The following is a 26,688-nucleotide window of genomic DNA, read 5'->3' as shown; positions in this document are numbered from 1 at the left end:
TCGCGGCGGGCTTGATTAAACCCCGCCCACACAACGCGAGCCCGACCACCAGACGGGCTCCGACATTCGCCGGTCAACCGGCGACGTGGGGCCATAGCTCAGCTGGGAGAGCGCTACAATGGCATTGTAGAGGTCAGCGGTTCGATCCCGCTTGGCTCCACCATTTCCTGTTCAAGCGAAAAAAATTCAGACGTAGCAAGGTCTTAGACACCCCTCCGTCCCTTTGCGTACCTCGTTGCGTACCCGAGGAAGGTACCTCATGTGCACGTGTAAGCACATCGGATGCCATCTCCCCCGCTTCCACTGGGTCGCACCTCGAATCAGACGCTGTGCATATCGACATTTCATATCCGATCGTGGATCGGGGGATGTGCTCTAACCGGAGTCGATGAAGGCCGATGGGCCCAGGGCACCTGTTGTAGTCAGCGCCTCGAGAATGCTGTTCTAGATCGCCGGCCAGACCTATGGTTGAAGCGGTTATAATATCATCGTCGCAACGCCATATCCGTTCGGACAGTCTTGCCGGCGAGTGCTGTCTTGAGAACGTAAGGTCGATGATAACCTCGCAATCACCGACACGACGCGGCCCAGCATGTTCATGTACCGGATACACTCCAGCTATTTTTGCAACCACTTTGAGTTAGATATGCGATAGAGTCGCGGTTCGCCGTGGGACCAAATGCGTAACAATTCTCGTTCGTATTTCGCAATCGTGTTGTTGAAATCTTTAGAGTGGGTCAGGTGGTCATTGGAAGATCAGATTGAGACGGTGCCGTTCGGGCGCGACCCGGTACTCTGGGAGGAGGGATGCCGATCGGATCCCGTTAGAAACCGGATAATTGTTCCAGATATGCTCGATCGACTCGCTCGTAGCCAGCCGAACCTGATCGCAGATGTTGGCAGCGGCACAGGCTACATATCTCGTTTAGCTGCAGTCCAGCATTCTCGCGAAGATGTACGATGGATCTTGCTGGAGAACGACCCACGGATGGTTCAACTTGCAACTGACCTGACTGAAAGCGACGATCTGATCGAGCCGGTTCAATACGACATCCTAAGTTCTAATGAGGAATGGGCCGGTAAATTTGACCTCGCTTTTAGTTGCTTTGCCAGCCTCGACTTCGGCATGAACGCGGACATAGCGAGGAGCCTTATAGGGCTGGTAAGAACCGGCGGCACATTTGTCATCTACCTGCCGGACCTTCTCGAGGACGTTGTCCAAATGTGCGTACGCGAACGAAGTATGGACGCGATCCATGCTTACAGGCGCGGCGAGACGTCGATCTTCAAGCCTGATCGGTTTACTGACCAGCCGGAACCATTCGTAGCTCATCGTCTCGAGCACTGCATTTCACATATGCTCGCTGCAGGCACGGTCATGAGCGACATGCGATTCCTCGAACGAGCCGATGACAAACGGATCGTTGCAATGGAGTTCGTGCGCCAAGAATGAAACCCGTAACGTCTCTCTACGTACATTTCGCCGACTACTACCATGTGCGACGTGCAAAACTGAATTTCACTTCGCCGGCCGATATCGCCCGGTCACTCTCCAACGCGTTGAAAATTGCCGTCCTCTTTTCGCGAGAAGTTTACTTCCCAGCGTCCTCCCTCTTCGAGAGCCCAGATTGTCGCCGCGTTTTGCAGGAACTCCCAGAGTTCCGTGAACACAACGTTCTCAAGATGGCGGCAGGTGATACCAATGTCACCGAGCATCTTGAGCGTAAGGCGGCCGCATATGGCGTTGGTTCGCCCAGAGAGTTGATGCAAGCCTATCAAAAGCGTCATCGTTTCTCCCTGCCGACCTACGTCGAAAAGAAGGGTTCATCGACGTCAGAAATCACGCGTGTCTGGCACGAAATGCTCGATGACAGCGAGTTCCTCGAGCAAGTGAGGAAAAAGACAGGAACGCCGCTTCCATCGGGTTTTGAGAGAATTTGGGAAGATGTTCCGCAGAATCTTGGAAGCCGAGCGTTCGTTCCCGCCCATGCGGCAAGTCTGCTCCAGGCAGCAGGACATATCGGGGCGCTTGAAGACGTCGTCGCTCTCCCTATTGAGAGAGCTTACATAGACGGATATGGAGTTTCGTTGGGCGCGCATGTACTAACCGAAGTACCGTATCTTTCGTCATCTTCACTCGAATCAAGTTTCGCGAACTGCCGCAAACTGAATTACCCTGACGTTCTCGCAGGTCTTGCGTCTCATCGCGTCGCGGAATTATTGCTGGCAGCCCCCTCCTCTGTTCTGTTCGAAATCGCCTGTAGCGCCGAGTGGGAACGCTTTGCTGCAGAGCTTCTGGCCCCCGCCTCTGGTGGTGACACAGCGCAATTGGCGGCACATCTGCGAAGCTTGTTGCAGGCTCGACTGATGGACGATTCGCGTGATTCGAAAAACTCTCAGATGGATTTGGTAATGGAGTCCCCCACCCTGGATTCGGGATCAAAAAATGATGAGTCCCGCACTTTCGATGCGGCAATTCTTACAGCGCTGCCGATCGAATTTGCCGCGCTCCGCCACTTGATAGGGAACGGTGATACCGTGCGTGTAGATGGGGACCCCGGCTCGTACTGGGCTGGGACGTTCTCCGCCGCAGGTGGTGACGAGAAGAAAGTGCTCATAGGCTTATTGCACAGGATGGGCAATCTTTCGGCCGCCGCCGCCGCATCGAATCTGCTGAGGTCGTTCGGGACCGTCGAACACCTCTTGTTTTGCGGCATTGCGCTTGGCGTACCGAAGCCCTCGGACCTAGGGAAGCATGTTCGGCTCGGGGACGTGGTAGTTGGCGACCGCGAAGGCGTCATACACATCGACCATAAAACAAAGCTTCCGCATGGAGAGGAGCAAAGTCGTAGCAATCTTCCACCTCCGCCCGCCGGAATGCTTCGAGCGTTGAATGAATTAGAGACAGATAGTCTTTTGGGTGAATCCCCGTGGCTCCAGCTTATTGAAACCGCCGTTGTAAACGGACCAAGGCAAGGGGATTATCAGCTTTTTGCTCGGCCAAATGCGGATACTGACGTGGTACTCGATATCGACGGCTCACAAGTCGCTCATCCAGTCGATGCTGGACGACAACTAAATCAACCGAAGCTCTTCCGTGGGAAGATTGGCTCGTCAGATTCTCTGGTGAAAGACGCAGAGTTCAGAGACGCAATGGCGGAAAAGTACAACCTTCGGGCAATGGAGATGGAGGGCGCCGGCGCACTTGAGGCTGCGTGGACCTTCGGACGGTCAGCGATGGTCGTTAGAGGCATCTGCGACTACGGTCTCGGAAAGAACGATATTTGGCATGCATATGCTGCGTTAGCTGCGGCCGCGGTATCGCTCTGCCTAGTCTCGAAACTATGAGGAAGACGCCTATGAGCGGTGCTCCGGCCACTGATCGTAACCACGCCATCCTAAATGACATCGACTTCCTGTTCGAGATCGGAACGCTCAGGCACGTTGATCGCTCTTGGAGGCAGTTCGGCGGCCTGCCATTTGCAAACGTCGCAGAACACTCTTTCCGAATGACGATCATTGCTATGCTAATTGCCATGAGGGAAGGCGCTCGCGTGGATAGAGTTGTTCAGATGGCGCTGGTTCATGATCTCCACGAGAGCCGAGTTGGAGACGCAAACTACGTCCAGAAAATGTATCGTACCGAAGAGGTAAATGATGCCATCCGAGAGATGGCAGAGGACACTTCGCTGGCAGGGCATCTGCGCGATCTGCACAACGAAATGACTATTGGGGACACGCTCGAAGCGAAAATTGTTAAGGATGCGGACAATCTCGACTGCGATTTCGAACTGCGTGAAAGGGCGGACTCGGGTGCGAGAATTGCTTCGGCACTTGAGCCCACGCGCGGGGCGGTCGCTGCTAGCTTGCACACGAACACTGCGCGAGAGATCCACGAGGCTTTACGCAATCGCTGCAGTCATGAGTGGCATCTCAAGGCGCGGAATCGCCTGAATTCCGGTGACTGGTCAAAAGAATGACGCGAGCTAATGGACAACTTTGAAGCGCTGAGGGTTTCGACCCTCTGTCCTTTTGCGGTAACATCGAAAATCGATTATGGACCGCAATGGTCCGATGAGATCGGCTTCGACGAGAACGTCGCATTGATTGCTGATGGGCTACGGCATCACCTGCCGAGGTGCAGGCGCGAGCAGCTTCAGGGCTTCGTGGCGCAAATCAAGGTTGGCGATCCAACCTCTTTCGAGCAGGTTGTATCCTGCTTTCGCCGGCTAATCTTTGAACTCGGCAGGCACGATTCCTCATGCCAACATTCCCTTGATGGCGACATCGGTGCGAAGGAGTGGAATTTCACTTTCGGTGAGGAGGCGATCTTCCTCAATCTCTTCGCCGCTTGCTACCAGTGGCCGCATTCGAAGCGCGTCGATGATCGATATCATATGTATGTCTTTTTCCAACCGGAGTTCACATTCGATTTCTGTAACATTAATCGGTCACGCGTCGCTCTGAAGGAAGATATACGAAGACGGTTCGCCGCAGCGGATATGCCTTATGACGGCCAGACAATCGATGGCCGCAGAAAGGCCTTGGCATTCGTCTTTCCACTCAAACCATGCGAGCCTCCGGTGGAATGGTGGAGGTCCGCGCCGCCGAGCCACGCAACCCCTTGCTCGTAGGAAACGTGCGTCGTACCCATGTCGATGGTACGGCTGTTTGTCGTGAAAATATGTTATGGTCTGTTCGGCCGCCGAGATCAGTGTCATCTGAAGCTCGGCATATGACGGCGCGACCTGGAGAAGGACGACGTGACAGGCTCGTATCTCGACATTGCTGAGCGTGTGCTGTTGGGATCTGGAAAGCCGCTGTCGGCCGCCGAAATCATCCGTGAAGCGACGCGTCGGAAGCTGCTGCCAAGTCATCTTTACGGCGCACGACAGGATCGCACGCTGCAAGCACGGCTAAGCGAGAACATCGCCAAGTTCGGCCACGAAAGTATATTCTTCCGAACTGCACCGGGGCGATACTATTTACGAATATTCCAACGGACAAAAGAAGCCGAGGTCGGCGAGTACTATGCGCGACCTCGCCGCAAGGAGCTAACAGCCTCGGACGTTCTTTCGCTTGATATAGATATAGATCAGATTTCGCGCAAGGATGGCTCCAGCATCTCCTTCTCCAGAGTTATGGATTTCCTCCTATCCGGTCGATATTCATATCGGTCAATTGATGAAATTCGCCGAAAAGAAAATACAGCTGCGGTCCATAGTTTCTTGGTTGTCCATGATGGCAAGCGTGTTCTTTCGTTCAGGTGCGGGCGGTATTTCCCTCGAACTGATCCTCTCTACGGTAGGCGCACGATCGGCCTCGGTGGTGCTGTGACGGCGAAACAAATCGATCTGCTCTATGAGAGTATGTTCGGCATTGTAGCGAGTGCGGTGGACGAACTCTATTCGGGGATTGGTCTGCCTAGGCGTCTGGCGGAGCGGGCACGATATGGAAAGGAGGTTACGCCATGGTTCGGTGTGAAGACTGTACGCACAGAGGATGCGCCTACGACCCTCCACATGGTGTTGAGCTATCGTTGTCCCGCTGAGTTCGTACCAACGAAGGCAGCTTTGTCAGTGAACGATTTGCGTTGGATTGACCCAAACGCGATGCCCAATTCCCTCGAGGATTATGATACCACGTCGCAGTTCTTGCTCACTGAGGGGCATGTGCGTGATCTCATCAAGCACGACACGTGAGCAAAACAAGCGGTTCGTAAGAGCGTCTAGCCACCAGACGGAGCCGTATTCGTTTGCCAGCCCATCGAGAAGCTGGCTATCCCGTTGATCGAACGTGCCCTGTCCAACGGGATTTGCGAACTGCAAGCTTATTGGGGATTGTGAGCAAGCCGCGCATCAACCCTCCCGTCGTGCATCCAATCCCGTATTCTCACGCCAGGGCCGCTGGGCTGCGATGACTATGCAACGGCCCAAGCGCATCCCACGGACTGATATTGGACTTTTGAATTGCTCGCGCTCGAGTGTAGTCGTAGAAAATCGATACGCCCCGTCCCGCACATTTCCCGAATACAAGCAGGTACCGCGAGCACGCTACACCACCGCGTTCACGACGCCGTCATTTCATTGCTCTCAGCAACCCGCTTCGCTAGCTTCGAAAGGGTCGACCGCGAACAGCCTGTCGCCGCGACGATGCTTGACCACGACTGCCCGCTCTCCAGCAGACGGACGATGGCCGCATTGCGTTCGGTATCTTCCGGCCTCCCCCGATACTTCCCCTCGGTCTTCGCCTTCGCAATGCCCTGCTGCTGCCGCCTGCGACGATCATCGTAGTCCTTGCGAGCTACAGCCGCGAGCATGTCGAGAAGCATGCCATTGATGGCTTCCGCCATACGTGCCGTGAAGCTCTCCGCATCGGCATCCGCAAGCATCCAAGAGGTCGGGAGGTCCAGAGCGACCACACGAACCTGACGGGCAGCAATCTCAGCGCGCAGCTTCTGCCAGTCCCCGGAGGTCAAGCGAGATAGCCGGTCGACTTGCTCAACAAGCAGGATGTCCCCCGGACGGCTGTCGGCGAGCAGGCGGAACAGTTCGGGTCGTGTGAGTTTTGCGCCGCTCTCGTTCTCTCGATAGTAGCCCGCAACGGTGAGACCACGGTCAGTCGCGAAGGCGTCGAGGTCAGCTTGGGCGCGGCTGGCGTCTTGGTCTTGGGTAGAGGCGCGGAGGTAGGCGCGAACGAGCATCGGATCACCAACAGTTCGATTTGGCTGGTCCGATAAATATCAGTTCGCTTTGAGTGGTCAAGCGGTATTTCCAGAACCACCGCAAGGCAGGTTCGCCTGAGGCATACCCAAAAAACGTGTGACGGCTTGGCATTGCCGTGACGCGCGGCCACACGCGTTTACTAGGAGAACGGACCGAGAGGTGGCTTGGGCAATCTGCACAGCGGGCTGAGTGGATTGTCTGCCTGAAGGCGGCCAGGATGGCCGTGATCAGGAGAGCCGATGACAAAGAGACCCAGACGGAACCACAACCCGGCCTTCAAGGCGAAGGTGGCGCTCGCTGCGGTGCGCGGCGAGAAGACACTTGCCGAGTTGGCACAGCAGTTTGATGTGCATCCCAATCAGATTACGCAGTGGCGTTCCCAGCTCCTGGAAGGTGCCGCCGGTGTCTTTGGGCCGGAAGCGGCTGCGATTGCCGCGGCACCGACGGTCGACGTGAAGACGCTGCATGCCAAGATCGGGGAGCTGACGCTGGCGAACGATTTTTTGGAAGGCGCGCTCGACAAGGTCGGACTGTTGCCGAGCGCAAGACGATGATCGACCGGTCGCACGATCTGCCGATCGCCCGGCAGGCACGTGAGCTCAGGATCAGCCGAGGGAGCGTCTACTACCTGCCGCGCCCGGTTCCCCCGGCCGACCTCGCGTTGATGCGGCGGATCGACGAGCTGCATCTGGAATATCCTTTCGCCGGGAGCCGTATGCTGCGCGACCTCCTCGCCGGGGAAGGCATCGTCGTCGGCCGCCTTCATGTCGCGACGCTGATGAAGCGACTGGCGATCGAGGCGATCTACCGCAGGCCGAACACCTCGAAACCTGCGCCAGGCCACAAGATCTATCCTTATCTCCTGCGCAAGCTGCCGGTGACGAGGCCCAATCAGGTCTGGGCGATGGACATCACCTACATCCCGATGGCCCGCGGCTTTGTCTATCTTGCCGCCGTCGTCGACTGGTTCAGCCGGCGGGTGCTGAGCTGGCGGCTGTCCATCACGATGCAAGCTGACTTCTGCATCGAGGCTGTAGAGGAGGCTATAGGCTGGTTCGGCAAGCCCGAGATCTTCAATACGGATCAGGGTTCGCAGTTCACCAGCATCGACTTCACGAAGGTCCTGATGGCCGAGGGCATCAAGATCAGCATGGACGGCAGAGGCGCCTGGCGCGACAACGTCTTCGTTGAGCGGCTCTGGAAGTCCGTGAAATACGAGGAGGTCTACCTCCGGGCCTATGAGACCGTCAGCCATGCCCGGGCATCGATCGGAAGATACCTGGAATTTTACAACGGACGACGCCCGCATTCGAGCTTGGGTCGGAAAACACCGGACCACGCCTACTTCAACCGGCCGCTTCTCGCAGCGGCCTAAACCCGGCAGGCAATCCACTTACCAGGCCGATGAGTCTGTTCAGACAAACCGAGCCACCTCTCCGTGCCGGCAGGTCTAATTGGGAGACTGGGGTCTTCGTGCCGACCGGGTAAGCTCATAACTACCTGCAGACAATCGGCCAGTTTCGGTTATCTCAAGCGTGCCGAACATATCGGCCCATTGAGCAAACCCCTTATCGATCAGACCAAACGCAGCCGGCCGATCTTGCACCTGCTGCGGTCCATCCCGGAAAATCTGGTCGAGCAGAACAGCTTCTTCAGCGGTTAGCTGTGTGGGCGTATCTGGCATGACTTCTCCCTTCGATGTGGGCTTATGATCACTCTAAGTCAGATCGAGTTCCAGTTCGGGATTCTTTTGCCAGCTATAGGACGTAGGAAAGCGCAATATCCGCTGAGTGGCGGGCAAAGTGAGAGGAGGTACGTGTCTCACGAACGCAGCGGAACCCACGATCAGATGAGCCGTGGGGAGCTTTTGCGCATCGGCAAAGCGACTGACCATGGAGGGAGGCAGGGGGGGGCTTCGACAAGCTGGTTCCATTGATGCCAACTCAGATTTTTCGGCCCCCAAAACGGCCCTCTAGAACACCCCCAAGGCGTACCCAAGATGCCAACCCCGGTGGGTCCGCGTCTCAGTTTCGTTAAGGCACTTCTGGCGGGCGATGGGGTCGCCTGAATGCTCCGCACACATTCCCGTCTGGACGGCGTAGTGGAAGTTCTCCAAGCGGATCACCGTGGTGGCCAACCAGAAGTTAGCGAGCAGGCTGATGGCTAGGATAACCTTCATGGCGTTGGGGGCCTTCAGGAGGGGGCAGAATGAGCGTTCAGGCCCTCCGTTGGATTGGGGCAACGGGAACACACAAACACTCTTGTACGGGCTGCTGTGTGGCACTGAAGGGCGGCGACGCCCAACTGAGCCACGGATAAAAGTGTCCTGGACCCCGCTACTCCACCGTCAAATTATACAGTACGTCGGGAACGGAACTTGTCGGCTCCGCCTCGCAATGTGTCTTGATGACCAACATGGTAGCGGCCGTACTCCGGTGAAACCAGTCAACCCTACCTTCCTTCGCCATGTTGATGCCGTTCATGACCCCCATGACGTAAGAGAATGTGTTGGCGAAGCCCATGTCATAGTAGACCCCCTCTCTGGGAGTATTCACTCGTGACCGCGCGGCTTGCTCGTCCCCGTAGGTCTGAAGATAGCGCGCGCAGGTGTGCGAGCCATAAATGTGCACTAGTGCTGCGCCGCTTTCATCGACTGCGATGGCCGATGCAGGTGATGCTGTCACGACGACTGCAAGAAGACCAGCTCGGAGTTTCATCGGAGATATCCTGTCGACGCGAAGGGACCGTCTTAGTTGGTTATTCGTGCCTGACGAGGGGCCGCCGATTTGCTCCTCGTGTGCGAGACCGGTCCTAGTGGGCACACCTATAGGTCTACTATAGGTTCCCCTTTCTCTCTTGGTCTAGGTGGGGATGATCGTCTCTCCACCATCATCATCGCCATTAGAGAAACAGGGAGAGGGGAGACCTCATCAGGAACTCCCTGATCAAAACCTCTCCTCCCCCTAATACCTCTGGTCGCTCTCCCCGTAAGGGTCGGGTAATCGGCACCGTTAGAGGGTCGGGTAATCAGCTGGTCTCCCTGTCCGGATGGTCAGAATCTCGCTCGGGTAGCCGCACGGCCTCGACGCAGCGACGTGCCTGTTCCATGAGAGGCCCTGCCGAATACCGTCCAAGGGTCATACCCTGTCTCTTGTGCCCGACAACGGCGGCTATGATGTGCTCAGGCTGATCGGCTCGCTCTGCCTCTGTGATGAACCAACGGCGGAACGAGTGGAAATTCGTCAGCGCTCGGCGCTTCCCCGGAACGGTTGCATCCACATTGACCAATCTACGATAGCTGGTGAAGGCATTGGATGCCTTGAACGACCGCTCCCGCAGCGACCCGTTCTGAGGCGATGGCCACTCGGGGAAGAAATCATCGTCGTCAGCGCGTCCGTTCACGCGCCGCTCGACTATCTCCGTGAGGGCCGAGTGGATCGGCACCGCGCGAGGGGACTTCTCTTTCTTCTGGGGCTTGAACATGAAGACGCCGTCACGGCAGTCTTTCACCTTCAGGTCGACGATGGGGTCGATGCGCGCGCCCGTCAGCGCCGCAATCCTCATGAGGTCATGCATTGCCTCAGGTGCCGGCCCTTTCAGAAGTCGCAGCATCTCGTCTTTGGAGAACGGGCGCTCAAGCTCGTCATGGGCCACGACCGGCTTCGCGTACTTCAGCCCCTGCCAAACGTTGGAGGCGACGTGCTCCCGGTGCAGCAGCCACTTCCAATAGCATCCAAGGCGATTGAGATACTTCTGAAGGGTGACGGGGCTCTTTGAGCCAGCGACCGTGTGGAGCCCATCCATGAACCTCACAGCGACCTTACGGCTGATCGACTGAATATCGGGCGGGACACGCTCGCGCTCGCACCACGTCACGAGGTAAGCGAGCGCACGCTCATCGTCCGCGCGCGTCCGAGGTTTGACTTGGAGTTGTGCGAGGTAGGCAGAGTGATAGTGATCGAGCGGCGTCATCTCACCCCGCACCATGCGAACGTAATCACCCGCTAACTTGGCGCGGTCTGGATCAAGCTCGTACAGCGGACCGCCGCTTTCCGGGTCCACCTCAGTTGCAACCGGATCGCCTGCGAGTTCGTCCGCGCGCAAGGATATGCCAAAGTCGAGGCGCTCACGTTCCTCATCCGTTTGCGCGCGCTGCAGATAGGCTGCCATTTCCAGCGCCTCGCGCCGCAGCTTGTGGTGATCTGTCGCCCCTGTAGCGTGGTCGATTATCGCCTTCAGGTCAGCGACCGCTTGCCACTTCATCTGATTAGCGACTGCGAGACTATCGGTCTGGAGGGACCGCTTGAGCCGAGTCCCCAACTTCTTGTGAAGGCTCCGTGGGACGGCGATGGTCACCCGCCACCCGCCGTTTCCCATCCTTTCCAGATAGCGGGTATCGCCGCTAGACGCTCTCGACAAACTAACCCCCTGCGTACCCCACTGCGTACCTCGCCCGCGTACCCTGAAACGCTTGGTTTGTCTAGCCTTTCAGCGTTTACAAGGGGATAGAAACTTCTCTCAGAGCCCCCGCTTGGCTCCACCAAATTCTTCCCTCACCATTCTGAACAGACAGCGAGCCACCGGGCGGTCCGTCCCTGTGCCCTGATGACCGATGGCCTGTCCTGGCTCCTGCCACGACGAGTGCCGATCGCGCGGTTGTCTCGCGGCCCTTTGTCGGGTCCTGCCGACCGTACTCTCAGCTCTCACTCCAGCGGACATGGCCAGTCGGCCGGGCGCTGCAGGCCGTCGGGCAGGCGCGTCGCGTCGTCGCCGCAGGCGAGATCGAGCTGCGCCTGTTCCAGGCCCGTCGCCGTCGCAAGATCCAGCCCCTCCAGCCGTGTCAGATACAGATAGGCGCCGGTGAAATCGGGCTGTCCGGTCAGGGTCGCGCCGGTGAACTGGGCGCGGGCGAGATTGGCGTAGCTGAAGCGGGCCCCGGTGAGATCGGCGCCGCGAAACGACGCGCGGCCGAGCTCGGCCTTGTCGAAGCGGCTGCCGGGCAGCTTGGCGGCATCGAAGCTCGCCCGCTGGAATTCGCCGCCCTCGAAGGCCGCGTCCCTGGCCGCCAGATAGGACAGGTTGGCGCGGTAGCCCTCGACCTTGCGGAAGCTGGCCCCGTCGGCCTGTGCCCCGGCCAGCGATGCGCGCACCAGCGTCGCCTTCTCCAGATTGGCTTCCGCGAGATTCACGTTGCGCAGATCCGTGAGAGTGAAATCGGTGTCGGTCAGGTCGGCGCCTGCGAGGTCGACGCCCGACAGCATGAGATTGCTGCGGTCGCAATGGCTCCAGTCGATCCCCGGCTCGGCCGATGACTTGCAGTCGGCGGCCAGCGCGGACGGCGCGGCGAGACCAAGGGCCAGCCCCAGGACGCCACCGAACAGCGTGGCGGCCACCGTCCGCGAATTGCCCGAACCGATCGCTGCCGCGTCGCTCATGGCGCGCTGTCGCCTGATGGATGTCACCTGCGTTCCTCCCGCGCCGCCGGGCGCTTGCTTGCGACTATCGCCGTCGCGGCGTTGCGAGACAATCGGGCTATGTGCCTCATGGTGATGAAACGGCGAGCCTCACTGCCGGTTGCAGCGGCCCGGCGCCGTCACCCATCGTACGGGACGGCCGTCCCGTCCCATGCCGCGGCGATGGCGGCGCGGTCGCGATCGGCTTGCGCTTTTGTGCTGGCCTGATCGGCAAGCACACGGGCCTGATCCTCGAGGAACTGCCGGATCCCGGCATCGCCGATCATGCCGATCGCCCGGCGCAGCATGGCGATCAGCCGGATCGCCACCTGCGGATTGGGCGCCGCCGCGTTTCGCAACGCGTCCAGCGGCGTGCGGAACAGCCGGATGAAGGGATCCTCGACCGCGAGAACGCGGGCATTGCCGACCGCGTCAGCCACCCATTGCGGATGCTGGGGGAGATTGCCCTGCGCGACCAGGATCGGGCCGAGCCCGTCGATACAGGCAAAGGCCGTGTAGAAGTCGTTCACCGCCGGCGACAGGGCCCGGCCGGCGATCTCGACCAGAAGATTCACGTGGAACGGCGCACCCTGCGCGCCGCTGCGGAAGCGGCCGATGCCGAAGGCGCGCGTCAGGGCCGTCGCCTGCCCGTCGTCCAGCGGGTCGCTTGCAAGAAGGGCCAGCGGCTCGCCCCGCATGACATAGTCGCCGACGCTCACGACGAGCTTCAGATGCCCGCCCGCCTCGCCCATCCGGTCGGCCAGCGCCAGCCGGTCGATCGTCTCCACATAGCCGTCGCGGGGTGCGGCGAGCCCGCGGCCGGCGGTCCAGCCGATCGTCGGGGCCGTGGCCGCCAGTCTGCGGAGCGGCGTCGCGTCGGCCACCGCGTCCATGCGGAGCGCCGTGATGTCGGTGTCGACATGGATGATGCGGCCGAGATCGTGCAGGGCGAAGGCCAGCCAGGAAATGACGAAGAGCGTGACAACGAGCAGCGTGAACAGGGTCAGGCGCGCATAGCCGTCCTCGCCGTCGCCGGCATTGACGGCGGCCAGGGCGATCAGCGCCCAGGCGAGGGACCCGAGCAGGAGGCCGATGGTGAAGCGGACCCGGCCATGGCCGATCCAGCGGTCGATCAGCCGTACCCCGAGATTGCCGGCGGCAAGCGTCAGCACCAGCAGCGTGATGGAGAAATACAGGGAGACGAAGGTGGCGTGGACCGCGGCGAAGGTGTTCGCCAGCTCGCGCGCCGTGCCGCCCGACAGCGCGAAGGGGTAGCCGAAGCTGCCGATCCAGGCCGATGCGCCGCCGGCATCGAGCAGCAGAAGGGTGAAGGCGATACCGATCGCCGCTGCGATCATCAGGACCGGCAGACCCCAGAAACTGTGCCACAGAAGGCTCGCGAACCAGCGCAGGGGCGAGTTCGGGCCGGCCATCAGCGGCGCGGTTGCCGGCTCAACCGAGCGATCCCGTCAGCCGGAAGACGACGCCGGACGGCGGAAAGTCGAGCTGGCCGCCACCGTCGAAATACGACCCGACGATCCGCTCGATCAGCCGAGAACCGAAGCCCCGCCGGCTCGGCTCGTTCACATGGGGGCCATCGCGCTCGATCCAGTCGAAGCGGAAATCCTTGTCGGGCCCTACGTCCCAGCTGATCTCCACCTTGCCGGACGGCATCGACAGCGAGCCGTATTTGGCGGCGTTGGTCGCCAGCTCGTGCAGGGCCAGCGACAGGCCGAGCACCTGCTGCGGGCTGAGGACGACGTCCGGGCCCGAAATGACGATCCGGCCTTGGCCCGCGCGATGGGCGGCCAGCGCCTCGTCCACGACCTGCCGGATTCCGGCGCCGGACCAGCTCGTCTGGGTGAGGATGTCCTGCGCCCGCGCCAGCGCCTGCACCCGGCTGGAGATCGCGTCGCGCCCCGCATCGAGGGATTCGGCGGTGCGCAGGCTCTGGGTGACGATCGACTGCACGGTCGCCAGGACGTTCTTCATCCTATGCGACAATTCGTGGGTCAGTTCCTTGCGCTGTTCCTCGGCCTGATACTCGACCGTGCGATCGCGCAGGATCTTCAGATAGCCGATCTGGACCTCGTCCTCGCCCATCAGCGGCATGATCTCGCCCGACGCCCAGAACCGGCTGCCGTCCTTGCGCTGGTACCAGCCTTCGCCGATGCCCCGGCCGGTCTCGCGCGCGGTCGCCATTTCGCGCACGGCGAGGTCGGCCTCGCGATCCACGGCCGTGAACACCAGCGCGGCGGGCCGGCCCAGCGTCTCGGTCTCGCTCCAGCCGAAGATCTGCTCGGCGCCCGGGCTCCAGGAGGTGATCTTGCCGTCGAGATCGGTGGTGATGATCGCGAAGTCCACGGCGCTGTCGACGATCTGCCGGTATTGCGATTCCAGCCGGCGCACGTTGCCGAGGGCGGCCTTGGTGCGCCGCAGGGAGCGATGCAGCTCGAGCTGGACGGAGACCTGCCGGGCGAGAAGGCGCAGCGTCCGGATCTGGTGGGCGTCGAGCTCGCGCGGCGTGTGGTCGAGGACGCACATGGTGCCCAGCGGCAGGCCTTCGGCCGAGCGCACGAGAACGCCCGCGTAAAAGCGCAGCGGCGGGTCGCCATAGACCAGCGGATTGTTGTCGAAGCGGGAATCCTGCGTCGCGTCGGGAACGATCATCATGTCTTCGGCGAGCAGCGCATGCTTGCAGAAGGAGATGTCCACTGGCGTCTCGCGCACCCCGAGCCCGACCTCGGCCTTAAAGAACTGGCGGGTATCGGAGACGAAATTGACCACCGCGATGGGCGTGCCGCAGACCTCCGACGCGATCCGGGCGAGATCGTCGAACTCCTCCTCGCGGGGGGTGTCGAGGATCTCGTACGCCTTGAGGGCCTCGATCCGTTCGGCTTCGGTGTAGGTGGGGGTGAGGATGGTCAATGCTGATACGGGCCGCTGGCGCATTCTTCGAAGGTCATGGAAGGGAACTAGACGTCTACCCCCTGTCATCGCAAGAGTAAGGGGGTTTTCCCGCCGAACAATGGCTGCGGCAAATGCCGCCGGAAACCGCTCAAGCCCGGCAGCGTCAGTTGGTCAGCTCGATCCAGACCACATCGTTGGGGTCGTCGGGCGAGGTTCGGGCCGCGATGACCTCGCCGTCGAAACCGCCGGTCACCGTCTGCGGCGTGTCGCCGGGGATCGCGACGGCGGCCCGCCAGACCGAGGGAACCGGCTCGTTTTCCGGGCGGCCGGCGATCGGCAGGGCATCCAGCGTGGCGTTGTCGTCGATGCCGAAATAGCCGCGCGGCCGCATCATGCCAACGATCTCGCCGGGCGCCGACAGGTCCGGCGCCGGATACAGCCGCAGATGGGCGAGCGTCGTGGAGCGGGGGAAGGGCGCGCGGTAGATCCGCGTCAGCGGATAGTTTTCTGCGGCGATCACGAATTCGTAGGCCGCGTCCGGCGCGGCGCGGAACGGTCCGTAGCGCCCGTCCTCGCCGACCGTCTGGCTGAACACCGCGTCGCCAAGGCGCTCGCCGGTCCGGACGTCCACCGCGAAGATGTCGAGCGTGGCGCCGGCAAGGGGACGGTTGGTGGGGGCGCCGTTGGCAAAGCCGGAGATCTCACCGGCGATCTGAGGCCGCTCTTCCGGCGTGATCTCCAGCCGGGCCGGCGGCTTGCCGGTGATCGCCGTGTACATGGCGATGAAGGCTTCGGGCGAGGAGGCCGTCTCGCGATGGTCGGCGCCGTCGAGCACCACCGTCGGCGCTCCGGCCAGTTCGGGCGCGTCGTAGGAGATCCCGGTCTCCTGTTCGGGCAGGCCGAGAAACCGGCCGTTCGGCTGGGCGTAGAGATCGAAGCGGTCCGACCGCAGGATCGTCGTCGGGATGCCGTCGGGAATGGCGGGCGGCGTGTTGAGGGCGGTCAGGAACGCGCCGGCGCCGTTATATTCCGATCCGGTCCGCTCGTCCGGGTTCACATAGACGCCGTGATGGACGCAGCCGGCCAGCACCATCGTCGCCGTCCTGGCCGCCCCGCCGAAATTCTTCACGTAATTGCGGGCGCTCTGGCAGCCACGGGAGTGACCGACGATGGCGACCTTGTCGGCGCCGGTCTCGGCGAGCGCCCGGTCGACCGTTGCCGCAACGGCGCGGGCGGCGTCCTCGGTCGAGGAGCGGTTCTCCTGTGCCACCTTGTCGTCGAGCCGCGCCGCCGGGTGGTCGATATCGACGGCGAACAGCCGCCCGGCCGGCACGCCGTTGCTTTGGAAGCGCCACAGGACCGGCATCCAGAAGGCGGCTGAATCGCTGTCGCCATGCACGAAGACGATGGGCGGCACGGCCTCGTCAGCCGCCGCCGCGGCGACGGTCGGTCCGCCGGCGACGATCCCGCAAAGGGCCGTCGTCAGCGCGGCCATGCCCATGCCGCGTCCTGTGCGTGTCCAGCGTGTCATGGGGTCCTCTTCCACCATCTGCGTGGTCGAAGAAAGGGCGCCGCCGGACCTTGGCAACCACCCGCACCGCCCGGACGGCGTTCGGGGCCGGCTGCGGCCCGCCATCTTGCACTTGAGGGGGAAAGTTGTCTTACTGCCGGCACTTGGCCCGACCGAACTCTCCGCTAGGATTGAGGGTCTGACGGAACAAAAAAGAGGAAGCTCCCAATGAAGAAAACCGGATGGGTCGCAGCCGGGCTTGCAGCCCTTGCCATGTCGACCGGCGCGGCCACCGCGCAGGAAAAATTCATCACCATCGGCACCGGTGGTCAGACCGGCGTGTACTACGTCGTCGGACAGTCGATCTGCCGTCTGGTCAATCGTGAGAGCGAGAAGAACGGTCTGCGCTGCACGGCGCCGTCGACCGGCGCATCGGTCGCCAACATCAACGCCATCAAGGCCGGCGACCAGACCATGGGCGTCGCCCAGTCGGACATGCAGTACAACGCGCTCGAGGGCCAGGACCCCTGGAAGGACGATCCCTTCGCCGGCGAGCGTGCGGTTTTCTCCATCCATCCCGAGCCGATCACGGTGGTTGCCCGTGCCGATTCCGGCATCGAGAGCTTCGACGACCTGAAGGGCAAGCGCGTCAACATCGGCAACCCGGGCTCCGGCTCGCGCGCCACGATGGAAATCATCATGGACCGCAAGGGCTGGTCGATGGACGATTTCTCGCTGGCTTCCGAGCTGAAGGCCGCCGAGCAGTCGCAGGCCCTGTGCGACAACAAGGTCGACGCCATCATCTACACGGTCGGCCATCCGAACGGCTCGATCCAGGAGGCCACCACCTCCTGCGCCTCCAAGCTGGTCCCAGTGACCGGTGAGGAGATCGACAAGCTGGTCGACGAGAACCCGTATTACTCCAAGGCGACCATCCCGGGCGGCCTCTATGAGGGCAATACCGAGGACACCGAGACCTTCGGCGTGCGCGCTACCATGGTGTCGTCCGACCAGGTCGACGAGGAGACCGTCTACCAGGTGGTCAAGGCCGTGTTCGAGAACTTCGACCGGTTCAAGAAGCTGCATCCGGCCTTCGAGAACCTGACCAAGGAAGAGATGATCTCGGCCGGCAATTCCGCGCCGCTGCATCCGGGCGCCGAGCGCTACTACAAGGAAGCCGGCCTCCTGTAAGGCCCGCCATCCGGCCGGCCGGCGGCAGATGTCCGCCGGCCGGCACCCTTTCGCTCCGCCCATGCGGGGCGTCGGCGACGACGAGAGGCCGGTCTTGCGACCCGCTGCCGTGCGTGCCGAAACGTTCCTGTAGTCGCGTATCAGACAGGCGGAGTGACCAGCTGCGATGGCCCGAGACCCACGTCATTCCGACAGCCTCGACGACGAGCGCGATCGCACCATCGATTCCGTCGACGTCGAATCCGCCACCTCCCGGCAGGAGAAGCTCGACGAGCTCGTCGCCTCCTCCGACACCGGCGGACGCAGCCCCGCCAGGCCCGTCGCCTATCTGATCTCCGGCGTCGCGCTGGCCTGGTCGCTGTTCCAGCTCTGGATCGCCTCGCCGATCCCCTTCATGGTCGGCTTCGGCGTCTTCAACGACACCGAGACGCGCTCGATCCATCTCGCCTTCGCGCTGTTCCTGGCGTTTCTCGCCTTCCCGGCCTCGCGCTCGATCCCCCAGCTCGTGCTGGGCGCCGGCGTGCCGCTGCTGCTCGGCTATCTCTTCCTTGAGGGCGCGACCGGCGTCCTGCCCGGCTGGTACATTCCCGTCATCACGGTGACGATGGTCGTCTTCGCGCTGCTGCCGTCGCCGTCGCGACGCGTCCTGCCCCATGAATGGGTGCTGGCGATCGCCGGCGCGGCGACCGCCTCCTATCTGTTCTTCGCCTATACCTCGATTTCGGGCCGCGTCGGCGCGCCCAACATGACCGACTTCATGGTCGGCACGGTCGGCCTGATGGTGCTGCTGGAAGGCACGCGCCGGGCGCTTGGACCGGCGCTGATGGTCGTGGCGACCGTCTTCCTCGTCTACACCTTCCTCGGCCCCTACATGCCGTCGATCATCGCCCACAAGGGCAACTCGCTGTCGGAGGTGGTCAACCACCAGTGGATCACCACCGAGGGCGTCTTCGGCATCGCGCTCGGCGTCTCGACCTCCTTCGTCTTCCTCTTCGTGCTGTTCGGCTCGCTGCTCGACAAGGCCGGGGCCGGCAGCTACTTCATCAACGTCGCCTTCTCGCTGATGGGCCACATGCGCGGCGGACCGGCCAAGGCCGCCGTCGTCTCCTCGGCCATGACCGGCCTGATCTCCGGCTCGTCCATCGCCAATGTGGTGACCACCGGCACCTTCACCATTCCGCTGATGAAGCGGGTCGGCTTCTCGGCCGAAAAGGCCGGCGCCGTCGAGACCGCGTCCTCCGTCAACGGCCAGATCATGCCGCCGGTGATGGGCGCGGCGGCCTTCCTGATGGTCGAATATGTCGGCATCCCGTATTTCGACGTGGTCAAGCACGCGTTCCTGCCGGCGGTCATCTCCTACATCGCGCTGGTCTACATCGTGCATCTGGAAGCGATGAAGGCCGGCATGCAGGGCCTGCCGCGCGCCTACGAGCCCAAGCCCTGGCTGCAATGGATCGTCGGCGTCGTCTTCGGCATCCTCGTCCTGTGCGCCCTGTCCTTCGGCGTCTATTACGGCATGGGCTGGATCCGCCCGGCCTTCGGCGACAATGCCGGCTGGGTGGTCTTCGCCCTGCTCGTCGCGGTCTATGTCGGCCTTTTGTGGTACGGCGCGAAATATCCGGCGCCCAAGATGGACGATCCGGACAAGCCGATCACCGAACTGCCGCGTCCCGGCCCGACGGTGAAATCCGGCCTGCACTTCATCCTGCCGGTCGTCGTCCTCGTCTGGGCGCTGATGGTGGATCGCCTGTCGCCGGGCCTGTCGGCCTTCTGGGCGGCGGCCTTCATGATCTTCATCCTGATCACCCAGCACCCGATCACCGCCTTCTTCCGCGGCACCGGCGACTACGGGTTCCAGACCACCCGCGGCTTCCTCGACCTGATTGACGGCCTGATCACCGGCGCCCGCAACATGATCGGCATCGGCATCGCCACCGCCACGGCCGGCGTCATCGTCGGCGCTGTGTCCCAGACCGGCGTCGGCTCGGCGCTGGCGGAAGTGGTGGAGGTCCTGTCCGGCGGCAATCTGATGGCGATCCTGCTCCTGACCGCCGTCCTGTCGCTGATCCTCGGCATGGGCCTGCCGACGACCGCCAACTACATCGTCGTCTCGGCGCTGCTCGCCCCGGTCATCGTCACGCTGGGCGAGGCCAACGGCCTGATCGTGCCGCTCATCGCGGTGCATCTCTTCGTCTTCTATTTCGGCATCATGGCCGACGTGACGCCGCCGGTCGGCCTTGCCTCCTTCGCGGCGGCAGCCGTTTCGGGCGGCGATCCGATCAAGACCGGCGCCATCGCCTTCTTCTACTCGCTGCGCACCGCCGCGCTGCCCTTCCTGTTCATCTTCAACACCGACCTCCTGCTGATCAATGTCGACATCCCGCACGGCATCTTCATCGCCATCGTCGCGACGATCGCCATGCTCCTGTTCGCGGCGGCGACGCAGGGCTGGTTCCTGACCCGCAACCGCGCTTATGAATCCGTCGCGCTGCTGTTGATCGCCTTCACCCTGTTCCGGCCGGGCTTCTGGATGGACATGGTGGTCGCGCCCTATTCCGAGCGGCCGGGCAGTGAGGTCGTCGAGGCGGCGGCCGAGACGCCGCAGAACGAGCCGCTGCGCCTGCGCATCGACTATCTCGATGCCTTCGGCGAGCCGTCCCAACGTTCGGTCGAACTGCCGCTTCCGGCCGGCGCGACCGGTGAGGAACGGCTGCAGAATGCCGGGCTGGAACTGATCGATCGCGACGGCAAGACGATCATCGACAATGTTGCTTTCGGATCGGCCGCCGAGAAGGCCGGGCTCGACTGGGACCAGGAGATCACCCTGGTGCGCACGCCCACCGATCAGCCGTCGAAATACTGGATGTTCATTCCCGCGCTCGCGGTGCTCGGCCTGATCGTCTGGGCCCAGCGCCGCCGACGTCCGGCGGACGAGACGCATCAGGGCCAGACCGCCGTCGCGGCCTGAGGCGCATTCGCGACATCCCGGGAAGCCGGCCGACCCTGTTCGGCTAAGCTGCTATCGAAGCCGGCCCCTCAAACGAAAGAAGCGCGGCGAACCGGGTTCGCCGCGCTTCTTTCATGTCTGCGCCGACTGACATGTCGGTCGCCTGTCGCCCATCCGGCCGGCTGTTCTCAGCGCGACGCCGGGGGCGGAAATTAGCCGACGAGCTTCAGCAACGCGACAGTCGCAAGCAGCGCGACGGTAAGCATGCCGGAGACGGCGAGGGACTGCATGAGAGGGCTGCGGGTCATGGTGTGCGCCTTTCGTCGAGCGCGTTGCTGATGCCGCGCATATGCGTTGGACGAAGGGGCCGATCCAGTCTGTTTTGCGACACGCGATGCCGCGCCAGAGACATTCTTTCACGCGGCTTCAGTTTCGTGCAAGCAACGCCCTCAATCGCCTGCCTGACAAGGGCTGAGGGCCGCCCATGCGGCAGCCCTCCAACACCAACTTGAGACCCTCAGGCCGAGTGGGAGAAGATGTCCTCGTCGTCCCAGCCGGCGAGGTCGAGCTTGGCCCGGGTCGGCAGGAAGGTGAAGCAGGCCTTGGCCAGCTCCATGCGGTCCTCGCGCTCCAGCCGCTTGTAGAGACCGCCCATGATATCGTGCAGATAGAGGACGTCGGAGGCGGCGTATTCGACCTGCGCCTGCGACAGGGTCTCGGCGGCCCAGTCCGACGATTGCTGCTGCTTGGAGATGTCGACGCCGACCATCTCGCGGGCCAGATCCTTCAGACCGTGCCGGTCGGTGTAGGTGCGGGTCAGGCGCGAGGCGATCTTGGTGCAGAAGATGCCGTCGGTCATCACGCCGAAGGCATGGTAGAGCGCCGCCACGTCGAAGCGGGCATAGTGGAAGATCTTGGTCTTGGCCGGGTCCTTGAGAAGCGCCGTGATGTTCGGCGCCTCGCTCTGGCCCTTGGCGATCTGGACGACGTCGGCGGTGCCGTCGCCTGGCGACAGCTGGACGACGCAGAGGCGGTCGCGGCGGGTGTCGAGGCCGAGGGTCTCGGTGTCGATCGCCACCGGGCCGGTGTAGCGGGAGATGTCGGGAAGATCGCCTTTGTGGACGCGGATGGTCATGGATCGCCTTCGCTCAGGGAAAATGTCTGCTTCGCTCTACCGGATTTCGCCGGCGAGGCCAAAGGTCTTCGGCGATCGGAGCGGGGCGGCGTCCTCGGCGTACCGCCGTCAGGCGTTGCCGTCGTTGGAAACCCGGCTGCGCGGCGGCGTGCTCCAGCCGGTGCGCGGATCGAAGAAGCCGCCGTCCAGATGGCCATGCCCCCAGGCCATGACGCCGAGAAGCGCATCCTCCAGCGAGCGGCCGCGCGCCGTCAGGTGATATTCGTGCCGCGGCGGACGGTCCGCATAGGGGCGTCGCTCGACCAGGCCCCAGGTCTCCAGCCGGCGCAGACGGTCGCTGAGGATGTTGGTCGGAATGCGCTCGGCGCTTTCGTGCAGGGCACCGAAGGTGTGCTTGCCGTGCCAGAGCAGGTCGCGGACGATCAGCAGCGTCCACTTGTCCCCGAAGATGTCCAGCGTGCGGGCGATCGAGCAGCGCGAGCGAAAATGCCCTCGCGTTGTGTCACGGTCATCCTGCCCCATCCGCAGCTCCTCTTCCGTCCCCTCGCAAGTTACTTGACGGAAAAACAACTTGCAAAACGAAAGTGACGCTTCGTCTGTCGCATCCGAGCATCGGGTGATAGCGCAGCCTCGTTCCGCGCCCGTATTCGGCGCGGCTGGCAGGTGCGAACCCGGTCGGCAGCCGTGGGTCCTCAAGACGATCGCCGGGCGCCGGAGCGACGCGGGACAACCGGTTCGCGATCGCCGCCCTCAGCCAGATGTGCACTGCCGCATTCGCTGCCGTCGCACCGCTTCACAAGCCGTGCCAACTCGGTCAGTCTGCGGCCAGAAGATCCCCTTCCCGAAAGTCGCGCCATGAACGTCACCCCTCCCTATCTCATGTTCCTCGGCGACGTGCCGGACGCGCTGGCCGCCAAGACCGCACAGGGCGTCGTTGACTGGCGTCGGGACTGGTGCCTGGCCCAGTTGCGGCTGCCGGGCTGCGGCGCCGATCTCGGCCTCGACGAGATGACGGTGCCGGAGGCGGTCGCGGCCGGGGCGAAGACCATGGTCGTCGGCGTCGTCAATGCCGGCGGGGTTCTGCCCGAGCACTGGATCGACACCATCGTGGCGGCGCTCGAAGCCGGTCTGGACGTTGCCAGCGGCCTGCATGTGCGGCTCGGCTCGATCGCGCGCATCGCGGCGGCCGCCGAAGCGAACGGCCGCAAGCTCACCGATCTGCGCCAGCCCGATCGCAGCTACGCCACCGGCAAGGGCCACAAGCGCAGCGGCAAGCGCCTCCTGGCCGTCGGCACCGATTGTTCGGTCGGCAAGAAATACGCCGCCCTCTGCCTGGAGCGCGACATGCAGGCGGCCGGCTTCGACGCCGAGTTCCGCGCCACCGGCCAGACCGGCGTCCTGATCGCCGGGCGCGGCGTGCCGCTCGATGCCGTCGTTGCCGATTTCATCGCCGGCGCGGCCGAATGGCTGACGCCCGATGCCGCGGATGACCACTGGGACGTGGTCGAGGGGCAGGGCTCGCTGTTCCACCCGTCCTTTGCCGGCGTGACCCTCGGCCTGCTGCATGGTTCGCAGCCCGATGCCTTCGTCGTCTGCCACGAGCCGACCCGCACCACGATGCGCGGCGTGGCGACGCCGCTGCCGACCATCGCGGCGGTCATCGAGGCGACCATCGCCATGGGCCGGCTGACCAATCCGGACATTCGCTGCGTCGGCCTCTGCATCAACACCGCCAAACTTGATGAGGACGCGGCGCGGGCGTTGCTGGCCGAACTGGCCGAGGAACATGGCCTGCCGGCCACCGATCCGGTGCGCTTCGGCTCGGCGCCGGTGGTGGACGAGATCGCCCGGATCTACGGCAGGCCTTGACGGGGGAGGCCATCGTGCCGGAAAGGGCGGTCGCCTTTCGGAGGCGATGATGTAAGGTCCGGCCGTGACAGGCCTCTGGGAGGAGCCGTAGATGAGTCAGGGTACGCCGGGAGAACTGGAGAAGCATCACGAGCTGGCGCCGGACGGCGAGCCCGTGAGCCACCACGATCCCTTGTCCTCGGGCTTCCCGCTCGGCACGGAAGGGCGAATCCTGTTCTGGATCGCCTTCACCTTCTCGATCTTCCAACTCGCCACGGCGGCGCATCTGTGGGACCTGCCGAGCCAGATCGTGCGGGCCGTCCATGTCGGCTTCCTGTGCCTGCTCGGCCTGCCGCTGGTCGCCGCCATCAAGGGCGAGAATGCCGGGCTGAGGGCGCTGTTCTGGTTGCTCGGCCTCGCTGGCATGGGCGTCGCCGTCTATCAATGGTGGGAATACGAGGCGCTGATCTTCCGCGCCGGCATGCCGTCGCTGGCCGACACGATCGTCGGCGTCGCCGCGCTGGCCGTGCTTTTCGTCGCCACCTGGCGGATCATGGGGCCGGCCCTGCCGATCATCGCCGGCCTGTTTCTCGCCTATTGCCTGTTCGGCCGCTTCCTGCCGTCGCCCTTCGTCATCCGCTACTACCCGTTCAGCCAGATCGTCGATCACATGGCCTTCGGCACCGAGGGCATCTACGGCATCCCGACCTACGTCTCGTCCTCCTACATCTTCCTGTTCATCCTGTTCGGCTCGTTCCTGGAGCGGGCCGGCATGATCAAGCTGTTCACCGACATCTCGCTCGGGCTCGTCGGCGGGGCCAAGGGCGGCGCCGCCAAGGTCGCGGTCATCTCCTCTGGCCTGATGGGCACGATCTCCGGCTCGGGCGTCGCCAATGTGGTGACCACCGGCCAGTTCACCATTCCCCTGATGAAGCGCTTCGGCTATCGCGCCGCCTTCGCCGGCGGCGTCGAATCCACCGCCTCCATGGGCGGCCAGATCATGCCGCCGGTGATGGGCGCCGTCGCCTTCATCATGGCCGAGACGCTGAACGTGCCCTATGCCGCCGTCGTCCAGGCCGCGGTCATCCCGGCGGTGCTGTATTTCGGCTCGGTGTTCTGGATGGTGCATCTGGAGGCCGGCAAGCGCGGGCTGATCGGCCTGGAGAAGGGCGAGCTGCCCTCGGCGCTGAACGCGCTGAAGAAGGGCTGGTACCTGCTCCTGCCGCTCGGCGTCCTCGTCTACCTGCTGTTTACCGGCTACACGCCGCTCTATGCCGGCACGATCGGCTTGGCGCTGACGGCGCTGCTCATTCTCGGTGCGCCGCTGGCCGGCCGGATCTCGGTGCAGGCGCTGCGCTACGTCTTCTGGATCGGCCTCGGCGTCTCCGCCGCGGCCTTCTTCGAATACGGCATCCTGCCGGTGGTCATCGCGCTGGCCGTGCTAATCGCTCTCTGCGCCCTGTTCCGAGGCGGTCGCGAGACGCTGCTCCTGACGCGCGACGCGCTGGCCGAGGGCGCCAAGACGGCTCTGCCGGTGGGTATCGCCTGCGCCATCGTCGGCATCATCGTCGGCACGATGACGCTGACCGGCGTCGCCAACACCTTCGGCCAGTTCATCGTGGCGGTCGGCGACACCTCGCTGTTCCTGTCGCTGGTGCTGACCATGATCACCTGCCTGATCCTGGGCATGGGCATCCCGACCATCCCCAACTACATCATCACCTCGTCGATCGCCGGCCCGGCGCTGCTCGCCCTCGGCGTGCCGCTGATCGTCTCCCACATGTTCGTCTTCTATTTCGGCATCCTCGCCGACCTGACGCCGCCGGTGGCGCTGGCCTGCTTTGCGGCCGCGCCCATCGCCAAGGCGCCGGGACTGAAGATCTCCTTCGAGGCGGTGAAGGTCGCGCTGGCCGGCTTCGTCATCCCCTTCATGGCGGTCTACACACCTGCTTTGATGCTGCAGGATGGCGGTCCGCTGGCCGAATCCATCGGCTACTGGCCCGCCGTCGCCTACATCGTCTTCAAGGCGTGCCTGGCCATCGGCCTGTGGGGCGCCGCGGCGATCGGCTATCTGGTCGCGCCGCTGAAATGGTGGGAGCGGGCGGTGGCGACCGTCGCCGCCTTCACGCTGATCGCAGCAATGCCCATCACCGACGAGATCGGCTTTGCCCTGGCGGCGCTGATCCTCGGCTGGCATGCGCTGCAGATCCGCCGGCACGGCCGGCCCGAGGCGGTCAACCGCACCGGCGGCGGCAGCGGACCCGCCAAAGCCGGTGGCGCGCCCCGCGACGAGACGGTGTCGCCGGCCGAATGATCTGCATCGCCGCCGGCGCCAAGGCGCTGACCCTGGCCGCCACCGCCTTCTCGCTGTCCTGGACCCATTCGGTCGAGAAGACCCGCTGGGAAGAGCGCTGGGTGGCGGGGCCGCAGGGGCTGACGGTCGTCGAAGGCCGCGTCGAGGGCTCCGGCGCCGGCATGGAGCCGCCGCCGGACGCCGTCCTGCGCGACGGCGCCTATGTCTACACGCCGCATCTGGCGCCGGTCCCCGAACTCGTCCTCGCCGCCTCCGGCGCCACCGGCTCCGGCTGGACGCTTTGCCCTCTCGGCGATGTCGCGGACACCCCGGACACCGACGGCTGCCTCACCCTCGGCAAAACCGCCGCCGCCCCGGTGCGGATTTCGGTATGTCCGGCGGCTGGTGATGAAGCGTCCAGCCACCGCTGACGCAGCTGCTGTGTTGCGCCTTTGGAGCTGGCGCAGCAACGCCGCGTTTGCGAAAGCGGCTGCCGACGGGCCATCAACCGTCGCTCCCGCCACCTCAACCACTCCCCACCCAAGGCGCGCCGACCCCCGACGCGCGTCATCCTTGTCTGTTGACGGCCTCTTGCAATTGGAGAGGCTGATCGGCGGGCAGCGCACCGTGTCATCCTTGGTCGTTGGAGACCGTGCCCGAGCAAGGTTCGCCGCCC

Annotated in this window: 21 protein-coding genes and 1 tRNA gene; 12 read left to right on the top strand and 10 right to left on the bottom strand. The window is 63.3% G+C overall.

The features are described from left to right. Positions 1-87 precede the first annotated feature (87 nt). The 6 genes from H9Q09_RS19580 to H9Q09_RS19555 all read left to right on the top strand — a co-directional run bounded on the left by H9Q09_RS19580 (position 88) and on the right by H9Q09_RS19555 (position 5,702). Positions 88-163, top strand: a tRNA-Ala gene (locus H9Q09_RS19580). A gap of 516 nt (positions 164-679) precedes the next feature. Further along, complete coding sequence (locus H9Q09_RS19575) at positions 680-1,453, top strand: methyltransferase domain-containing protein (RefSeq protein ID WP_187392435.1); 774 nt, start codon at positions 680-682, stop codon at positions 1,451-1,453. Further along, the gene (locus tag H9Q09_RS19570; protein WP_187392434.1) at positions 1,450-3,348 is read left to right on the top strand and encodes a hypothetical protein; all 1,899 of its coding nucleotides are present in this window, start codon (positions 1,450-1,452) and stop codon (positions 3,346-3,348) included. The genes H9Q09_RS19575 and H9Q09_RS19570 overlap by 4 nt, the downstream gene beginning before the upstream one ends. 11 nt (positions 3,349-3,359) lie before the next feature. Then, positions 3,360-3,980, top strand: a complete 621-nt coding sequence (locus H9Q09_RS19565; protein ID WP_187392433.1) for an HD domain-containing protein — start codon at positions 3,360-3,362, stop codon at positions 3,978-3,980. A 9-nt stretch (positions 3,981-3,989) separates the two neighbouring features. Continuing rightward, positions 3,990-4,634: a YqcI/YcgG family protein gene (locus H9Q09_RS19560; protein ID WP_187392432.1), complete on the top strand. Its 645-nt coding sequence runs from the start codon at positions 3,990-3,992 to the stop codon at positions 4,632-4,634. Positions 4,635-4,763: 129 nt separating this feature from the next. Further along, positions 4,764-5,702 carry a winged helix-turn-helix domain-containing protein gene (locus tag H9Q09_RS19555; RefSeq protein WP_187392431.1) on the top strand — a complete coding sequence of 313 codons (939 nt, stop codon included), beginning with the start codon at positions 4,764-4,766 and terminating at the stop codon, positions 5,700-5,702. Positions 5,703-6,067: 365 nt separating this feature from the next. On the opposite strand, the gene H9Q09_RS19550 is transcribed toward H9Q09_RS19555, so the two are convergent. Beyond that, a complete protein-coding gene (locus H9Q09_RS19550; protein ID WP_187392430.1) occupies positions 6,068-6,703 on the bottom strand; it encodes a recombinase family protein in 636 nt (211 codons plus the stop codon). Positions 6,704-6,964: 261 nt separating this feature from the next. Here H9Q09_RS19550 and H9Q09_RS19545 point away from each other — a divergent pair. Further along, positions 6,965-8,100 (top strand): IS3 family transposase gene (locus H9Q09_RS19545; RefSeq protein WP_187392429.1). Its coding sequence is split into 2 segments (ribosomal slippage): positions 6,965-7,232 and positions 7,232-8,100, totalling 1,137 coding nucleotides; the frame shifts between segments, so codons are not numbered across the junction. 75 nt (positions 8,101-8,175) lie between these two features. Here the strand turns inward: H9Q09_RS19545 and H9Q09_RS19540 are convergent. The 7 genes from H9Q09_RS19540 to H9Q09_RS19510 all read right to left on the bottom strand — a co-directional run bounded on the left by H9Q09_RS19540 (position 8,176) and on the right by H9Q09_RS19510 (position 16,619). Continuing rightward, complete coding sequence (locus H9Q09_RS19540; protein WP_187392428.1) at positions 8,176-8,409, bottom strand: hypothetical protein; 234 nt, start codon at positions 8,407-8,409, stop codon at positions 8,176-8,178. A gap of 652 nt (positions 8,410-9,061) precedes the next feature. Then, positions 9,062-9,442 (bottom strand): hypothetical protein, encoded by a 381-nt coding sequence (locus H9Q09_RS19535; RefSeq protein ID WP_187392427.1) that lies wholly within the window; start codon positions 9,440-9,442, stop codon positions 9,062-9,064. Positions 9,443-9,752: 310 nt separating this feature from the next. Beyond that, the gene (locus H9Q09_RS19530; protein WP_348646336.1) at positions 9,753-11,102 is read right to left on the bottom strand and encodes a tyrosine-type recombinase/integrase; all 1,350 of its coding nucleotides are present in this window, start codon (positions 11,100-11,102) and stop codon (positions 9,753-9,755) included. A 326-nt stretch (positions 11,103-11,428) separates the two neighbouring features. Beyond that, positions 11,429-12,160: a pentapeptide repeat-containing protein gene (locus H9Q09_RS19525; RefSeq protein ID WP_246716245.1), complete on the bottom strand. Its 732-nt coding sequence runs from the start codon at positions 12,158-12,160 to the stop codon at positions 11,429-11,431. Between the two features lie 158 nt (positions 12,161-12,318). After that, the gene (locus H9Q09_RS19520) at positions 12,319-13,611 is read right to left on the bottom strand and encodes a DUF2254 family protein (RefSeq protein WP_187392425.1); all 1,293 of its coding nucleotides are present in this window, start codon (positions 13,609-13,611) and stop codon (positions 12,319-12,321) included. 19 nt (positions 13,612-13,630) lie between these two features. Next, positions 13,631-15,130, bottom strand: a complete 1,500-nt coding sequence (locus tag H9Q09_RS19515; RefSeq protein ID WP_187392424.1) for an HWE histidine kinase domain-containing protein — start codon at positions 15,128-15,130, stop codon at positions 13,631-13,633. A gap of 121 nt (positions 15,131-15,251) precedes the next feature. Continuing rightward, on the bottom strand, positions 15,252-16,619 hold the full coding sequence (locus H9Q09_RS19510; RefSeq protein ID WP_187392423.1) for a hydrolase: 1,368 nt from the start codon (positions 16,617-16,619) through the stop codon (positions 15,252-15,254). A 207-nt stretch (positions 16,620-16,826) separates the two neighbouring features. Between H9Q09_RS19510 and H9Q09_RS19505 the strand changes: the two genes are divergently transcribed. Together H9Q09_RS19505 and H9Q09_RS19500 are read left to right on the top strand one after the other, a co-directional pair. After that, positions 16,827-17,789: a TAXI family TRAP transporter solute-binding subunit gene (locus H9Q09_RS19505; RefSeq protein ID WP_187392422.1), complete on the top strand. Its 963-nt coding sequence runs from the start codon at positions 16,827-16,829 to the stop codon at positions 17,787-17,789. A gap of 166 nt (positions 17,790-17,955) precedes the next feature. Beyond that, positions 17,956-20,757: a TRAP transporter permease gene (locus tag H9Q09_RS19500; protein ID WP_187392421.1), complete on the top strand. Its 2,802-nt coding sequence runs from the start codon at positions 17,956-17,958 to the stop codon at positions 20,755-20,757. 496 nt (positions 20,758-21,253) lie between these two features. On the opposite strand, the gene H9Q09_RS19495 is transcribed toward H9Q09_RS19500, so the two are convergent. Both H9Q09_RS19495 and H9Q09_RS19490 read right to left on the bottom strand, forming a co-directional pair. Then, positions 21,254-21,871, bottom strand: coding sequence for a ribonuclease H-like domain-containing protein (locus tag H9Q09_RS19495; RefSeq protein WP_009211338.1), 618 nt, complete (start codon positions 21,869-21,871; stop codon positions 21,254-21,256). A 108-nt stretch (positions 21,872-21,979) separates the two neighbouring features. After that, positions 21,980-22,393, bottom strand: coding sequence for a helix-turn-helix domain-containing protein (locus H9Q09_RS19490; RefSeq protein ID WP_187392420.1), 414 nt, complete (start codon positions 22,391-22,393; stop codon positions 21,980-21,982). 333 nt (positions 22,394-22,726) lie between these two features. Between H9Q09_RS19490 and dgcN the strand changes: the two genes are divergently transcribed. The 3 genes from dgcN (at position 22,727) to H9Q09_RS19475 (ending at position 26,443) form a co-directional block, all read left to right on the top strand. Then, complete coding sequence (dgcN, locus tag H9Q09_RS19485; RefSeq protein ID WP_187392419.1) at positions 22,727-23,740, top strand: N-acetyltransferase DgcN; 1,014 nt, start codon at positions 22,727-22,729, stop codon at positions 23,738-23,740. 91 nt (positions 23,741-23,831) lie between these two features. Beyond that, a complete protein-coding gene (locus H9Q09_RS19480; RefSeq protein ID WP_187392418.1) occupies positions 23,832-26,033 on the top strand; it encodes a TRAP transporter permease in 2,202 nt (733 codons plus the stop codon). Next, a complete protein-coding gene (locus tag H9Q09_RS19475) occupies positions 26,030-26,443 on the top strand; it encodes a DUF1850 domain-containing protein (protein ID WP_187392417.1) in 414 nt (137 codons plus the stop codon). Before H9Q09_RS19480 ends, H9Q09_RS19475 begins: the two co-directional genes overlap by 4 nt. The last annotated feature ends 245 nt before the right edge of the window (positions 26,444-26,688 follow it).

It is taken from the genome of Aurantimonas sp. DM33-3 (genome assembly GCF_014334315.1).
GTDB classification, from domain to species: Bacteria; Pseudomonadota; Alphaproteobacteria; order Rhizobiales; family Rhizobiaceae; genus Aurantimonas; species Aurantimonas coralicida.
The sequence above is the reverse complement of the archived record's forward strand: the minus strand, read 5'-3'. Positions and strand labels throughout refer to the sequence as shown.

What these genes read in the sequence shown, in the direction of transcription:
- H9Q09_RS19475 (WP_187392417.1), top strand. Translation starts at nt 26,030, where the DNA reads ATGATCTGCATCGCCGCCGGCGCCAAGGCGCTGACCCTGGCCGCCACC.
- H9Q09_RS19520 (WP_187392425.1), bottom strand. Translation starts at nt 13,611, where the DNA reads ATGGCCGGCCCGAACTCGCCCCTGCGCTGGTTCGCGAGCCTTCTGTGG.
- H9Q09_RS19515 (WP_187392424.1), bottom strand. Translation starts at nt 15,130, where the DNA reads ATGCGCCAGCGGCCCGTATCAGCATTGACCATCCTCACCCCCACCTAC.
- H9Q09_RS19540 (WP_187392428.1), bottom strand. Translation starts at nt 8,409, where the DNA reads ATGCCAGATACGCCCACACAGCTAACCGCTGAAGAAGCTGTTCTGCTC.
- H9Q09_RS19490 (WP_187392420.1), bottom strand. Translation starts at nt 22,393, where the DNA reads ATGGGGCAGGATGACCGTGACACAACGCGAGGGCATTTTCGCTCGCGC.
- H9Q09_RS19480 (WP_187392418.1), top strand. Translation starts at nt 23,832, where the DNA reads ATGAGTCAGGGTACGCCGGGAGAACTGGAGAAGCATCACGAGCTGGCG.
- H9Q09_RS19565 (WP_187392433.1), top strand. Translation starts at nt 3,360, where the DNA reads ATGAGCGGTGCTCCGGCCACTGATCGTAACCACGCCATCCTAAATGAC.
- H9Q09_RS19530 (WP_348646336.1), bottom strand. Translation starts at nt 11,102, where the DNA reads ATGGGAAACGGCGGGTGGCGGGTGACCATCGCCGTCCCACGGAGCCTT.
- H9Q09_RS19495 (WP_009211338.1), bottom strand. Translation starts at nt 21,871, where the DNA reads ATGACCATCCGCGTCCACAAAGGCGATCTTCCCGACATCTCCCGCTAC.
- dgcN (WP_187392419.1), top strand. Translation starts at nt 22,727, where the DNA reads ATGAACGTCACCCCTCCCTATCTCATGTTCCTCGGCGACGTGCCGGAC.
- H9Q09_RS19500 (WP_187392421.1), top strand. Translation starts at nt 17,956, where the DNA reads ATGGCCCGAGACCCACGTCATTCCGACAGCCTCGACGACGAGCGCGAT.
- H9Q09_RS19570 (WP_187392434.1), top strand. Translation starts at nt 1,450, where the DNA reads ATGAAACCCGTAACGTCTCTCTACGTACATTTCGCCGACTACTACCAT.
- H9Q09_RS19560 (WP_187392432.1), top strand. Translation starts at nt 3,990, where the DNA reads ATGGACAACTTTGAAGCGCTGAGGGTTTCGACCCTCTGTCCTTTTGCG.
- H9Q09_RS19510 (WP_187392423.1), bottom strand. Translation starts at nt 16,619, where the DNA reads ATGACACGCTGGACACGCACAGGACGCGGCATGGGCATGGCCGCGCTG.
- H9Q09_RS19575 (WP_187392435.1), top strand. Translation starts at nt 680, where the DNA reads ATGCGTAACAATTCTCGTTCGTATTTCGCAATCGTGTTGTTGAAATCT.
- H9Q09_RS19505 (WP_187392422.1), top strand. Translation starts at nt 16,827, where the DNA reads ATGAAGAAAACCGGATGGGTCGCAGCCGGGCTTGCAGCCCTTGCCATG.
- H9Q09_RS19550 (WP_187392430.1), bottom strand. Translation starts at nt 6,703, where the DNA reads ATGCTCGTTCGCGCCTACCTCCGCGCCTCTACCCAAGACCAAGACGCC.
- H9Q09_RS19535 (WP_187392427.1), bottom strand. Translation starts at nt 9,442, where the DNA reads ATGAAACTCCGAGCTGGTCTTCTTGCAGTCGTCGTGACAGCATCACCT.
- H9Q09_RS19525 (WP_246716245.1), bottom strand. Translation starts at nt 12,160, where the DNA reads ATGAGCGACGCGGCAGCGATCGGTTCGGGCAATTCGCGGACGGTGGCC.